Origin of the sequence: Paraniabella aurantiaca, from assembly GCF_050309965.1 — a bacterium.
Lineage (GTDB): Bacteria > Bacteroidota > Bacteroidia > Chitinophagales > Chitinophagaceae > Niabella.
Window position 1 is genome coordinate 1222769 of the sequence record NZ_JBLOSY010000001.1, and the last position, 14250, is coordinate 1237018.

At 42.4% G+C, this 14250-nt stretch carries 10 protein-coding genes; 2 read left to right on the forward strand and 8 right to left on the reverse strand.

The window, feature by feature from the left end; translation table 11 throughout:
• Positions 1-112: 112 nt before the first annotated feature.
• From ACLOAU_RS05300 to alaS, 7 genes are all read right to left on the reverse strand, one after another.
• Positions 113-1285, reverse strand: coding sequence for a redoxin domain-containing protein (locus ACLOAU_RS05300; protein ID WP_427860811.1), 1173 nt, complete (start codon positions 1283-1285; stop codon positions 113-115).
• A gap of 65 nt (positions 1286-1350) precedes the next feature.
• A complete protein-coding gene (gene gatB / locus ACLOAU_RS05305; protein ID WP_427860812.1) occupies positions 1351-2799 on the reverse strand; it encodes an Asp-tRNA(Asn)/Glu-tRNA(Gln) amidotransferase subunit GatB in 1449 nt (482 codons plus the stop codon).
• Positions 2800-3014: 215 nt separating this feature from the next.
• A complete protein-coding gene (locus ACLOAU_RS05310) occupies positions 3015-4040 on the reverse strand; it encodes a PDZ domain-containing protein (protein ID WP_427860813.1) in 1026 nt (341 codons plus the stop codon).
• Positions 4041-4184: 144 nt separating this feature from the next.
• Positions 4185-4481, reverse strand: a complete 297-nt coding sequence (locus ACLOAU_RS05315) for a hypothetical protein (RefSeq protein ID WP_427860814.1) — start codon at positions 4479-4481, stop codon at positions 4185-4187.
• 62 nt (positions 4482-4543) lie between these two features.
• Positions 4544-5425 (reverse strand): ion transporter, encoded by an 882-nt coding sequence (locus tag ACLOAU_RS05320; RefSeq protein WP_427860815.1) that lies wholly within the window; start codon positions 5423-5425, stop codon positions 4544-4546.
• A 31-nt stretch (positions 5426-5456) separates the two neighbouring features.
• On the reverse strand, positions 5457-6182 hold the full coding sequence (locus tag ACLOAU_RS05325; RefSeq protein WP_427860816.1) for a DNA-formamidopyrimidine glycosylase family protein: 726 nt from the start codon (positions 6180-6182) through the stop codon (positions 5457-5459).
• Between the two features lie 100 nt (positions 6183-6282).
• The gene (alaS, locus tag ACLOAU_RS05330) at positions 6283-8916 is read right to left on the reverse strand and encodes an alanine--tRNA ligase (protein WP_427860817.1); all 2634 of its coding nucleotides are present in this window, start codon (positions 8914-8916) and stop codon (positions 6283-6285) included.
• Positions 8917-9127: 211 nt separating this feature from the next.
• Here alaS and ACLOAU_RS05335 point away from each other — a divergent pair, with 211 nt between their 5' ends.
• Entirely contained in the window at positions 9128-11665 is a 2538-nt protein-coding gene (locus ACLOAU_RS05335; protein ID WP_427860818.1) for a zinc-dependent metalloprotease, read from the forward strand.
• Between the two features lie 359 nt (positions 11666-12024).
• Entirely contained in the window at positions 12025-13596 is a 1572-nt protein-coding gene (locus tag ACLOAU_RS05340) for a hypothetical protein (protein WP_427860819.1), read from the forward strand.
• 20 nt (positions 13597-13616) lie between these two features.
• On the opposite strand, the gene ACLOAU_RS05345 is transcribed toward ACLOAU_RS05340, so the two are convergent.
• Complete coding sequence (locus ACLOAU_RS05345; protein ID WP_427860820.1) at positions 13617-14243, reverse strand: class I SAM-dependent methyltransferase; 627 nt, start codon at positions 14241-14243, stop codon at positions 13617-13619.
• Between the last annotated feature and the right edge of the window lie 7 nt (positions 14244-14250).

Below are 14250 nucleotides of genomic sequence, written 5' to 3' on the forward strand. Positions count from 1 at the left end.
TACATTACCAGTCATCTTTTCAAGCATTCAGCACATTTCTTATAAAAGAAAAAACCAAAGTATAAGGAGTTACAAATCCTCACACTTTGGTTATCAGTACCAAAAATGAATATTATTTCAGCAATTCAGCAAGCTTGCTTTCCAGGTCGGCACCTCTCAACCCCTGCGCTATGATCTTTCCTTCGGGATCGAGCAATACATTAAACGGAATACCTTCAAATCCATATAATGCTACCACAGGAGATTCCCAGAATTTCAGATCACTCAGTTGCGGCCAGTCCAGCTTATCGGTTTTAATTGCCTTTAACCAGGGCTCTTTCGACTGATCCAGCGAAACACCTAATACAGTAAAATTCTTATCCTTAAATTTATTGTAAGCCGCTACTACATTGGGGTTCTCCATGCGGCAAGGCTTACACCAGCTGGCCCAAAAATCAACCAATACATATTTTCCTTTGAAAGAGCTCAACGCCACGGGGCGGCCATTTACATCAGGCATGGTAAACTCGGGAGCCGGCTTGCCCACCAAATTTCCTTTTCCGGCATTATCCATTTGCGCCTTGAGGTCTTTTTGCAAGGTTGCGAGGCCGGAATGTGATGGATTTTTTTTAACAATATTAGCAACGGTCGCATTCACTTCATCATTGCTCAAAGGTTCCAGTCCTACGGCAGGATTACTGGCTGAGGACTGGTAATACCCCAAAACAAACATGGTTAAAGCCGCGTTATCCGATTTTTTTATTTCACTTAATGTAAGATCTCTTAAATAAGAAGTCCCTTCTGCCCTGGCCTGCAGTAATGGAGCAATCACACTATCGGGCTTGTTCAGTTGATGTAAACTGTCGATTTTAGTGGCCTGGGCATATACATTTTGAAGCTTTTCATTGAAAGCGAACATGAACGTCTTCATTTTTTCGCTGGCGGGAGAACCTTTCACTTCATATTTTTCAGAAAACTGGTTGTTTTCCTTGTTCATCACTACGTCCAGTTCCACAGCCGGCTTATCATTGATAACTGATGCAACCGGGTACATACCCTGGTCAAGCCGTACATTATAGATAGCCGACTCTCCTGTTTCCGCTTCGATTTTAAATGTGCCGTCGCTGTTGAGCGTAGCAGAATCTACAATAACCGGCCTCATGGTACCAATTGGCACTTCTTCGAGATAAACCATTTTACCGTTACCGTTGGTAATTTTCCCGGAAACGGTAAAACTGTTTTTATTATCTTCCTTACAGGCAACCAGTGCAAGAAGGGCGGATGCTACAAAAAATATTTTTTTCATGTTGATTGAAAGTTGATGGCTCATAGTTCGTAAAATCACATGAACCACTGACCAGTAACTGTATGCTACTTTAATTTTTCTAATATGATTTCATTGGTCTTTTTAGGATCTGCTTTCCCCTTTGTGCGTTTCATCACTTCGCCTACAAATAAGGCGAGCAATCCCTTTTTACCTTTTTTATAAGCGGCCACCTTATCTGCCAATTGCTCTAATACGGCATCGATCACCGGCTCCAACTCTGATGAATCTGACTGCTGAATCAGGTTATTTTGCTCGGCAAGTACGGCAGGTGCTACCGTTGGATTTTGCAATAATAATTGGAACAGCTTGGTTGAGGCTGTTGAAAAGCTCAGTTTTCCATCATCTACACATTGAACCAGGGCCGCGATCTGCTCAGGTTTTAATTCAAAATCGTTGATAGATCGCGAATGTTCGTTCATCCAGCTTTTTACCGGCCCCAGCAGCCAGTTGGCTACTGCTTTATAATTTTGTGTGTGTTGAATAGCCGCTTCAAAATAGTCGGCGGTTTCTTTTTCTTCGGTAAGTACCAAAGCATCATACTCTGGCAGGTTGTAGGTTGAGCAATAAATAGCCACGCGCTCGGCTGGTAAAGCAGGAATAGAGGCCCTGATCTCGTTAATAAAATCGTCCTTCAGGTCAAAGGGCGTCAAATCCGGATCAGGAAAATAACGATAATCCTCTGCATCCTCTTTATCCCGGATGGCAAATGTGGTACCGTTGTTGGCGTCAAAACTTCTTGTTTGCTGCTTAATGGTTTCACCAGCTTCCAGCATATCGATCAGGCGTTGCGCTTCAAAATCAATCGCTCGTTTTACATTCCTTATGGAGTTGAGGTTTTTTACCTCTACTTTGGTCCCCAGTTGCTTATCACCCTTCTTTCTTACTGAGACATTGGCGTCGCAGCGCATGCTGCCCTCTTCCATATTGCCATCGCAAACACCCAGGTAACGCACCAGCTTCCTCAGTTCGCTTACATACGCGAAAGCTTCATCGCTACTGCGTAAATCAGGTTCGGTTACGATCTCTATTAAAGGAGTACCCGCCCTGTTATAATCTACAGCGGTATTGTACTCGTTTACATCATGCAGGCTTTTGCCGGCATCTTCCTCCATATGAATACGATTCAACCTGATATTTTTCTCACCGGCGTCCGTTTTAATAGGCACAAACCCTTCTTTACAAATAGGTGTAGTGTGCTGGGATATCTGGTAACCCTTGGGTAAATCGGGGTAGAAATAATTTTTCCGCGCGAAATAATTCTTCTTTTCTATTTCGCAATTGCAGGCCAGGCCCATTTTAATGGCATGACCAATAGCCTGGCGATTCATTTTGGGCAAAGTACCCGGGTGCGCCAGGGTAATGGGACTTACATGTGTGTTGGGTTCTGCCCCAAACGCAATGCTATCCCCGCAAAACAATTTGCTTTGCGTCAGCAATTGGGCATGAACTTCAAGCCCTATCACTATTTCGTATTGTTCGTTCACTGTACTCATGGAAGGCTGTAAAAATAAGACGGATTTCTTATTTGGGGTTTGAAATTTGAAAAAGCCGGTTTAACCTTACAATTAAGAAAAAGCCGGCAGCATATCTTACTACCGGCTTTCGAAACCCTAAATCACAAACTTTTTTAAAAATGCCTGAAAAATTCAGGCACTCTACTTTCAAAAACTATATTTAAACAACAATCAGAAAACTCCTTTTGTTCTGCTTAGAGATCGGCTGTTTTAAGTTTTTTGCTAAAAACAACATCTATTTGTTGCGATTTCCCGTTACGGTCTACCTTTAATTTTAATGTAGATCCGGCCTTGCTTTTCCGGGTTTGAACCAGCAGATCTTCCGTACCTTCAATACCTACTCCATTAGCTTCTTTAATCACATCTCCCTCTTTCAAACCCGCTTTATCAGCATCAGAGTCTTTATCCAGTTCAATAATTTTCACACCGGTTCCCTTTTCAACATCCTGTATTTTTACTCCGAGCCTGGGGCCTGAAGCATTAATACCAAAAGCCGGGGCACCATAAATACGAAAATTGCCGTTCCGGTTGTTCCAGCTTCCATTGTCATCGCTCTTTGGAATACGCGCCATCAATTCTTCGAAATTAATGTCGGGAGCTGAGAAATTCGCACCATTTCCATTGAAAGCCATTACCTGTGGAGCATTCCATTTAGTTAACTCTGCCGTTGCAGTAGCTGCTTTCCCATTTCTCTTATAAGAAATGGTTACCTTATCGCCGGGCTTTTTGTCTTTAAGGCTTTCGGATAGCTGATCGGGTGCTTCTATTACCTTATCATCCACTTTTGTAATAATGTCGCCCTCCTGTAAACCAGCCTTCTTAGCACCGGTTTCATCATTTACACTTGTTACCTTCACACCTCCTTCATCGCTTTTTTCAGTAGTAACACCCAACATGGCTTTATTGGGCGCCCGAAAAACCCGGATCTGCCGGTTCATATCACCAGCTTCATCTTCAAAGCCAATCTCAGGCGACCAGTTGAACGTACTGGCATCTTTAATTTTTAATCGCTTTACCGTTACGTCGCCCTGAGCAGTTTTATCTACCGGCTTTCCATTTACGGTAATATTTTCTCCATCTACTACGATGTTCAATTTCTCACCAGCGTTGCCCTTTTTGGTGATAATAATACGCTCCTGCTCTTTCGGTTCGGCATTATCCTTCTGGGCCAGTAGTATGCCCGGCAAAGCCACTGCAGTAAACAATAAAATTTTTTTCATGCCTATATTTTTTCCCTTTTTATAAATTTAAAAGATCTACGTCGATCTTCGTATTTCAAAGATAGTGCAAAACAAGAAATACGAAGTGTTTCGGAAGTGTTAAAGATTAAAAGATTTTTTAGTTCATCCTGTTTCGCCTGTATGCTAATCTATTAATCGCAATGAAAAAAGCAGGGTGGTGATAAATAAAAGTAACAAACCTGATAAAAACAACCCGCTGGCTATTCGCTCCAATATTTCTGCGCGGCGGGATATCTTTTTTAGGGAAAGAAATGATAAGATAGAAGCCGCCATAAAGAATACCATCGAAATGGTGGCCAGTTCGTCAATTACCGTACCTGTAGATTTGCTTAAAAACCGCAAAGACGTAATTACCAAAAAGCAAAAACCAATAAGGTTAGATGAGGCGTTTAATACGTGTGGAGAGCGAGGTTCCTTCATTTTTGTCTTTTAGTGATGTCTTCTTTGACGCCTTTTTGTGTTCATTCTTTTCTATCAACTTGTTAAACAGCCGGCAACTCATGTCCGCATTTTTTACAAAACCGGGCGTCAGCTGCATGATTTTTATTATTACAATTAGCACAAACCCTGTCGTCATTGTCCATATCGCGGTATTGCGAAACCAGTGATGCGGACATAATGCCTGTAGGAACGGCAATGATTGCATAACCCAGGATCATTATAAATGAGGCTATTATTTTACCTACTGCGGTAACAGGGGCCACATCTCCATACCCTACGGTGGTAATGGTTACAATAGCCCAGTAAATACTTTGCGGAATGCTGTGAAACCCCGGGTTGTGCTCATATTCTAATACATACATTACCGACCCCAGAAAAACAGTGAGCAACACGATAAAGAATAAGAATACCATGATCTTGCTGAAGCTCCTGATCAGGGCAAACATCATATACCGGCTTTCATCGAGGAACCGTACCATCCGGAAAATTCTGAATACCCTTAATAAACGGAAGGAGCGGATGATCATCAGCATATGCCAGTTGGGCAATATAAATTCGAGATATGATGGTAAGATAGCCAGCAGGTCTACAACTCCGTAAAAACTTCTAGCATAGCGCTTTGCCTCGCGTACACAGTAAAGCCGAAGCAGGTATTCAATACTAAACACCACCATAAAAAAGTAGTCCAGTATATTAAAGATCTTATCATAGGCAATCGCAATGGACTCTACGCTTTCGAGAATAAGCAGTATAATATTGGCCAATATTAAGATAAACAGTCCAATATCAAACGTTTTACCTGCAGGCGTGCTACTCTGGAAAATAGTTACATAGAGCCAGTGCCTGAAGGTATTTTTCTCCTCCGGTGCATTCTGGTCCTGCAACACATCGTGTTTGTCGGGTATCATTCTGAAAAGAGACATGGTATTAAGATACTAAACAATGAGCATTCAATCAGGTGTACAATTTTTGTTTTCGCTCACTAAAATAAACTTTCCGTTTTTCTTTGGACAAGTATTTCATAGTGATCTCGTTGCCTTGTGGATCGTGCTCCTGCTGGTATGCCTTAAAATCCTTGTTAGTACCGGTTTTTTCCAGGTTTTTGTAAAAGATTTTCGCGTAGTTACGCACTGCGGCTATTAATTTGGTCAGGACCTTTGGAGGAATTTTGCCCGCTTTACTCAACGGATGCACACCTGCCCTATACAGCGCCTCTACCCTTATCTTATTTCCTGCACCGGAAAAAATTTGCTGGTCCATTAACAGCCCGGCAATATCTTTTTCCGGCTTCCTGCTGATCAACGATTTTACATAGGCTACATCAAAATCGGTACTCAAAATATCGGTACGTGGATCGAAAAGCTCACCCACCGTTTCAATTTTCTTCACAGTCACCACATATCCGTTGATTTCTCCTTTGGCAAATTCCAGGAAAAACTTCCGGTTTACCTTTTTGCGTTCATTGATCAATACTTCGCCAAAAAGCCCCAGGTGAAGCTGAACCACACCATTCGTAAAAATAAAATACAGGTGCTTGCCATGGGTTTGTATTTCCTTTAGCTTTCGGCCATTGATCCAATCAGTGGGCATCGGACCATAACCTCCCGCCTGCTTTACGGTTTTACCTACAAAAGGTTGTAGCTGATTTTTTAGAAGTAGAATGGAGGGTCCTTCAGGCATAATAATGCTTTGGGGTTAGGTATGCAATTTTTACGCCTAAAAGAAAGCCCCACGGATTCAATTTCAGTGGGGCTAATAAAGAACAATTTATATTTTTATCTTATAGAAGGTTTTTTACTGCTTCAATCACCTGTGATAATTGTCCTGCTTCCTGCCCGCCGGCTGTTGCCAGCGTTTTCTGGCCGCCGCCACCTCCTTTGATCAGTGGTGCAATATTTTGTTTGATCATCTGCCCCGCATCCAAACCTCTTGCAGCTACTACATTGTCCGCAATACTTACGGCTACAAATGGCTTACCGCCAATGTTGGCACAAAGCACAATCACAAAATCCTTCAGGTGATTCTTTAAATCGGCACAAAGTTTTTTCAATGCATCGGCATTGCTTACTTCTACAATATCCCCGATAAAGTTTATCTGGTTGATGATTTCATCTTTTTGCAATAGTTCATTGCGAATACCGACCAACTCTTTTGCTTCCAGTCTTTCTACTCTCTTTTCAAGCGCCACTTTCTCTGTCGAAAGCTTCTCAATAGCTTTCAACGGTTCTTTGCTTTTGAGCACTTCGGTTACCTGCTTGTGTTCCTCCAGCTTCTGCGTCACAAAATCAAAAGCCGCCTGCCCGGTCAGGGCTTCAATGCGACGTACACCAGCCGCTACAGCACCCTCTGAAGTAATGATAAATAAACCAATACTGCCGGTTTGCTGCACATGTGTTCCACCGCAAAGCTCCACAGAGAAGGCCGGATCGGCTGTTACCACGCGCACGGTATCACCATATTTTTCGCCAAATAATGCCATCGCACCTAATTTCATGGCTTCTTCTTTGGGCATTTCTTTGATCACTACCGGGTGATTCTCCCGCACTTTCTGGTTCACAATACGCTCTACCTGCCTGATCTCCTCATCCGTAATTTTCGAGAAATGAGAAACGTCAAAGCGTAGCACTTCCGGCGATACCATCGAACCCTTCTGATTTACATGCGCTCCTAATACTTGTTTTAAAGCAGCATGTAGTAAGTGGGTTGCCGTGTGATTATAAGTAATATGGGCACGTTCTTCTGCATTTACTGAAGCCAAAACCTCCAGTTCTATCTGCCCTGGTAATTTATCTGTAAAATGAATGATAAGATCATTTTCCTTTTTGGTATCGGTTACCAGCACCTTTTCCTCACCAAACTGTAAACTTCCTTTATCGCCCACCTGGCCGCCACTTTCCGCATAAAAAGGAGTGGTTTGTAATACCAGCTGGTATTGTTCTTTTCCTTTGGCTTTTACCTTACGATACTTTACCACATGTGTTACTGACTGCAGTTGCTCATAACCAATAAATGTCGTGGGCGTTTCTTCAGTTACCAGTATCCAGTCTTCCGTATCAACCGCAGTTGCCGCCCGCGACCTGTTTTTCTGCTGCTGCATCTCGGCCTCAAATCCAGCCTCATCCACCTTCAAATTATTTTCAGTAGCAATCAGTCGCGTCAGATCTGCGGGGAAACCATAGGTGTCATATAATTCAAACGCTTCCTTACCGTTGATTTCGCCACCGGTTGAGGCCTGTACAATATCATCAATTCTTTTCAATCCCTTCTCCAGCGTTCTTAAAAAAGAGTCTTCTTCTTCCCTTATTACTTTGGTTACAAAGGCTTCCTGCTGTTGCAGCTCCGGGAACACCGTTGCAAACTGAGCTGAAATAACCGGGATCAGCTGGTGTAACAGGGGTTGTTTATAATCTAAATAAGAATAATAATAACGAACTGCGCGGCGCAGGATACGACGAATTACATAACCGGCTCCCGTATTCGAAGGTAATTGCCCGTCGGCAACAGTAAAACTGATAGCACGGATATGATCAGCCAAAACACGGAATGCAACCGCCTGCTTGCTGTCGCTGAAATCATATTGCTTCCCGGTAATTTTTTCTATTTCAGCAATCGTTCCGGTAAATACGTCGGTATCGTAGTTGCTGGTTTTGCCCTGTAACACCCGAACCAGGCGTTCAAAGCCCATTCCGGTATCTACGTGTTTGGCCGGTAAACTTTCCAGGCTACCATCTTTTTTGCGGTTGAACTGGATAAATACATTGTTCCAGATCTCGATCACCTGTGGATGATCGGCATTTACCAGTGTATGACCTGCTACGGCTGCTCTTTCATCATCGGGGCGACAATCTACGTGAATTTCGCTGCAGGGTCCGCAGGGACCCGTATCGCCCATTTCCCAAAAGTTGTCCTTTTTATTTCCCTTTAAGATACGCTCCGGATTGATCCACCTGGCCCACTCATCATACGCTTCCTGGTCGAATGGCAGCCCTTCCTTTTCGTCTCCTTCAAAAACGGTTACATATAACTTGTCCTTATCTATCTTATATACATCGGTCAGTAATTCCCAGCTCCAGGCTATCGCTTCCTTTTTAAAGTACCCGCCTGCCGGACGGGCAGGATCTCCAAAGCTCCAGTTACCCAGCATTTCAAACATGGTATGGTGGTAGGTATCCACACCTACTTCCTCCAGATCATTGTGCTTGCCGCTTACCCGTAAGCACTTCTGTGTATCGGCTACCCGGGGATTGGGGCTTTTTTGATTACCCAGGAAAAAATCTTTAAACTGGTTCATACCCGCATTGGTAAACATGAGGGTAGGATCATTTTTTACTACAATAGGGGCCGAAGGCACTATATGGTGTCCTTTCGTTTTAAAAAACTCAAGAAACTGATCACGTATTTCGCTGCTGGTCATCTTATTATTTTAAGGGTCGCAAAGATACGGCTAGAAGAGATTGTAAGTTTTAGCTGCCAGATATTAAAGATTCATCAAGAATTTTATTTAAGGTATAATAATATATCAACAAATCTCACAGAAGACTGCCGTTCATCAAAAATCGATTTTTCTTTACTCTTCAATTAGTAAATTCGCTTCATTCGAACACTAAATCACCAATTTATAACACATGCAAAGAATTTTGACTATTTCCTTACTGGCATTGCTGGGACTGCAAACTACTGCCGGCCATGCACAAAGAAGGAGCAAAAAGAATCAACCCCCACCTGCCGCTGCGAAAGCCGACTCTACCAAAAGACCAGTGGTAGGCCCTCCCGGGCAGCCTAAACCTTACAAAGAAGTAATTACCGGCAAGGCTATTACTACCAAAGGAATGTTTACGCTGCATAAAATAGATGACAAATACTTTTTTGAGATTCCCAATGATATGCTGGAGCGCGATATACTGGTAGTATCACGTCTTTCAAAGGCGGCAGCCGGTTTTAGAACAGGAGCCAGCTATGCCGGAGACCAGATCAACTCCAGTACAGTGCGATTTGAAAAAGGACCTAATAACAGGATCTACCTGAAACGTACTTCTTTCCAGGAAATAGGACGCGATAGTACGGAAGGCATGTATCGCAATGTTATGAACAGTAATATTCAACCCATTGGTGCTTCTTTTGATGTAAAAGCATTGTCTCCTGATAATTCGGCAGCCGTAATTGATGTTACCGAATATATGAACGGCGACAACGACTATTTCTTCTTTTCTCCGGTAATTAAGAAAATTCTGGGATTGGGCATGCTGCAATCAGACAGGTCTTATACTTCAACCATAAGAGCTTATCCCACTAATATAGAAGTGAAAACGGTAAAAACTTATATGTATATGCCCGTTTCGCAGCCCGGAATGCCGCCTAACCCTTACGCAGTGGCGTCTCCTTTAACTTTTGAGCTGAACACATCGATGGTATTACTTCCAAAAGTGCCGATGCAGCCCCGCTATTTTGATGACAGGGTTGGCTATTTCACCACACAGAATATTACCGACTTTGATGTGAATCCGCAAGGCGTTGACCGTTACCGTTATATTGCGCGTTACAGGTTGGAGCCTAAAAATGAGGATATTGAAAAATATAAACGTGGCGAACTGGTAGAGCCTAAAAAACAGATCGTTTATTATATTGATCCCACAACTCCAAAAAAATGGATACCCTACCTGATACAGGGGGTAAACGACTGGCAGGTAGCTTTTGAAAAAGCCGGCTTTAAAAATGCAATCGTAGCTAAATTAGCGCCGACATATGCAGAAGACAGCACTTTTAACCTGGAAGATGCCCGCCACAGTGCTATTATTTATAAGCCATCTGATATTCCTAATGCAAGCGGACCCAACGTACACGATCCACGCAGTGGAGAGATTATGGAAAGTCATATTAACTGGTATCATAATGTAATGAGCCTGGTGCGCAACTGGTATATGATACAGACTGCAGCAGTTGATCCTAAAGCGCGCAAAATGGAATTTGATGATGAGCTGATGGGCCAGCTGATACGTTTTGTAAGCAGCCATGAAGTAGGGCACACATTAGGATTAAGGCATAATTTCGGATCTTCTTCAACTGTACCAACCGAAAAACTGAGAGATAAAGCATGGGTTGAGGCAAACGGACATACCCCATCTATTATGGACTATGCCCGCTTTAACTATGTAGCACAGCCGGAAGATAATATTGCCCAGAAAGGTTTGTTCCCCCGCATCGGAGACTATGATACCTGGGCTATCGAATGGGGCTACCGCTGGTACCCTGAGGTTAAAAGCGCCGACCAGGAAGTAGCGTTGCTGAACAAGATCACTATCGACAAATTAAAAAATCCGCGCCTTTGGTGGGGTGATGGTGAAGGTAACAGTGGCGACCCAAGAAGCCAGACCGAAGATTTGAGTGATAACGCCATGAAGGCAAGTACCTATGGCATTAAAAACCTGAAACGTATTATTGTAAACTTACCGCAATACACTTACCAGTCTACTAAAGACTATACCAACCTGGGCACTATTTACAGCGAAATCGTAGGTCAGTTTGGAAGATATATTGGTCATGTTACCAACAATATCGGTGGTGTTGAACGCACACCAAAACGTGTTGAACAAACCGGTTCCGTATACCAGTTTACAGACAAGGCAACCCAAAAAGAAGCTATGGCATGGTTACAAACCAATGTATTTACTACTCCCACATGGATCATTCAGAAAGACTATGCGGCTTTAACCGGGCAGGAGCCTTTAAGCGTGGTTTCCCGTGTTCAGGACAGAGCTTTAAACATTCTCATCAATCCTTCTACACTCAGCAGACTGATCAGCGCTGAAGCCAGGGAAGGTGCCAAAGCATACGCGCCCACTGAAATGCTTAACGATGTAAAGAAGTCAGTATTTACTGAGTTAGCATCCCGCAAAGCGATTGATGTATATCGCAGGCAATTACAGAAATCTTATGTAGAGAAATTGATCACTTTAGCCAACCCTTCAAAACAAGAGCAGGCTGCATTATCGAGAGGTGGAGAAATTAATATTGCTACCAGCGATATTATGTCGATTGTAAAAGGACAATTGCGCTCTCTGGCTGCTGAACTACGTACTGCTGCAAACAGCTATGGTGATGCTGCTTCAAAGAATCATTTACTGGATTTACAAGACAGGATCAAACAGGCTTTGGAGCCTAAATAATATATAGCCGCTTTGCTATATTCGAAGGCGATGGATTTATTCCATCGCTTTTTTTCGTATAGGGGCTGAAAAGAAAAAAGGTCCTTCCGTAGAAACGGACTGACCTCTAACGATTGCTTGCCATATGAAAAATCTTAATAAAAATCTCTTTCGTGTCTTTTACCTCTATATCCTTCAATCACCATACAAAGATAATATATACCCATTTGTTTGCATATACTAATTATGCAGTATAATAGCATGTCAAATACATCCTCATCCATCAAAAAAGCTTATTAAACAATCAATTCGGAGTTATTTTTCAGTTATGTTCAACAATATTTATTGTTTTTTTTACTATTAAAGTTATTTTTGTTTAAATGCCGAAGAAGCCGAGCGACATATTGTTTCAATTGATTCTTTCTTTAGAGAAAGCAGAGAAAAGGCACTTTAAATTGTATATTACCCGTAGCTCGGGTAATGAAGATCTAAAGATCATTAAGCTGTTTGATGTATTGGACAAAATGGACACTTACGATGAAAAAGTGCTCATTAAAAAAATGAAGGGGGTTACCAAACCCCAGTTATCCAATCTCAAGTCACACCTGTATAAAGAATTGCTGGCAAGCTTACGTTTACTGAAAAGTAATGATAGTCTTGACCTGCAATTAAACGAGCTATTCGATTCAGCACATATTCTTTACAAAAAGGGACTGTTCTTTCAAAGCCTGCGCGCGATAGACAAGGCGAAGGAAGTGGCTAAAGTGAATCAGAAGTTCTTCTTTTTACCACTTTTACTATCGCTGGAAAAAAGAATTGAGGCGCTCAATGTAACGGATACGTTTAAAACACGTATTGACGAGTTATCGGATGAAGCCAATGCGGCTAACCGCAAACTGGATATGATTACCCGGCTTTCGAACCTCTCTTTACAGATGTACGGATTCTTTATTGCCAACGGGCATGCCCGCAATGAAGATGAGGAAGAAAAGGTGAAGAAGTTTTTCAGGCAATCGCTTCCTTCGGGCTCGGGACAGCAGGAAGGTTTTTATGAAAGACTTTACTATTATCAATGTTATACCTGGTATGCTTTTATCAGGCAGGACTTTTTAATGTATTACCGCTACGCCCAGAAATGGGTAGACCTGTTTAAGGAGATGCCAAACATGATGCGCGTGGAAACCGGCCACCTGGTTAAAGGTTACCATAGCCTGTTGAATGCCCACTTTGACTTACGCAATTACGCCGAGCTAAGAGCGGTACTAAAAGAGTTTGAGGAATTTTCACAAACCAAGCGGGTACAGGATAATGAGAACTTCACTGTTCAGTCTTTTGTTTATATAGCAGGTGCCAAGATCAATTTCTACAACATCACGGGCTTATGCGATGAAGGATTAAAAGCCATTCCCGGGATCGAAGAAAAAATGGCGGAATATGATCTCTTCCTCGATAAACACAGGGTAATGGTGATTACCTATAAGATTGCCCTGCTTTATTATCTGTCCGGAGATTATAGCACCTGTATCGATTACCTGCAAAAGATCATTAACGACTCATCAGAGTTAAGAACGGATTTACAATGCTACGCCCGGTTAATGCATTTACTGGCCCATTACGAGCTGGGTAACCTGGAACTAATGGATTCATTAACACGTTCGGTATTCCGTTATATGTCGCGTATGAAAAACCTGACGATCATTGAGCAGGAAATGTTCCGCTTTTTACGCAACTCCTTCAAGTTTACCAACCGCCAGTTAAAACCCGAGTTTGAACACTTCCTGGAGAAGGTACAGCACCTGGAGGGCAACCGTTTTGAAACCCGCTCACTAGCTTACCTGGATATCATTTCGTGGCTGGAAAGCAAGGTAGCGGGCAGGCCCATGCAGGAGATTGTTTATAACAAATATCTCAAAAGTAAAAGAAGGGTAAAAGAAGATCATCCCGATCTTTAAGATACATCACCATGCCATGATTAACTTTTTTGAAGCAATAATGTAAGAATGCGGGGCGTGGTAGCCTTGTCGTTGTCATCAAAATACTCAGATATATTCACGATCCCGAACCCGTTCCTGGCAGCAGCGCCCGTAAAATCAGAAATATGATGGTTGAAGCAAGTAACGATAGCAGTCCCTTCCTCTGTTTCAAATCTTGCCTTGGTTCCTGAATACTGTTTAAACGGATGTAACTCTCCTATATACACATAACCTCCTGGTTTAACACAACCCGAAAGCTTTTCAAAAACAGGATCTAACGCTTCTATATGTTCCAATACCAGGCTGAAGGTAACCAGATCATATAAGCCTTCTGCAAAATCCCATTCCTTCGTTATATCAGCCTGCTTAAAAGTTACGTTTGATGCATCAATTTTTTGCTTTGCCTTTGATAACATTTCTTCAGAAAGATCTACGGCGGTTATGCTACCGGCTTTGGCCAATAACCATTGCGTATTCTTACCTGTACCACAGCCTACTTCCAAACAGCGATCAAAATGAATATCATTCAGCGTTTCCCTTAACGATATTGCTTCCAGATCTCTCGTCCTGTTTTTATTAGTGTCATATTGATTCGCCCATACATTATAGGCATCTCTCACATCCATACTCATT

Coding starts and splice junctions, on each gene's coding strand:
- ACLOAU_RS05300 (WP_427860811.1), bottom strand. CDS start 1,285: ATGAAAAAAATATTTTTTGTAGCATCCGCCCTTCTTGCACTGGTTGCC.
- gatB (WP_427860812.1), bottom strand. CDS start 2,799: ATGAGTACAGTGAACGAACAATACGAAATAGTGATAGGGCTTGAAGTT.
- ACLOAU_RS05310 (WP_427860813.1), bottom strand. CDS start 4,040: ATGAAAAAAATTTTATTGTTTACTGCAGTGGCTTTGCCGGGCATACTA.
- ACLOAU_RS05315 (WP_427860814.1), bottom strand. CDS start 4,481: ATGAAGGAACCTCGCTCTCCACACGTATTAAACGCCTCATCTAACCTT.
- ACLOAU_RS05320 (WP_427860815.1), bottom strand. CDS start 5,425: ATGTCTCTTTTCAGAATGATACCCGACAAACACGATGTGTTGCAGGAC.
- ACLOAU_RS05325 (WP_427860816.1), bottom strand. CDS start 6,182: ATGCCTGAAGGACCCTCCATTCTACTTCTAAAAAATCAGCTACAACCT.
- alaS (WP_427860817.1), bottom strand. CDS start 8,916: ATGACCAGCAGCGAAATACGTGATCAGTTTCTTGAGTTTTTTAAAACG.
- ACLOAU_RS05335 (WP_427860818.1), top strand. CDS start 9,128: ATGCAAAGAATTTTGACTATTTCCTTACTGGCATTGCTGGGACTGCAA.
- ACLOAU_RS05340 (WP_427860819.1), top strand. CDS start 12,025: ATGCCGAAGAAGCCGAGCGACATATTGTTTCAATTGATTCTTTCTTTA.
- ACLOAU_RS05345 (WP_427860820.1), bottom strand. CDS start 14,243: ATGGATGTGAGAGATGCCTATAATGTATGGGCGAATCAATATGACACT.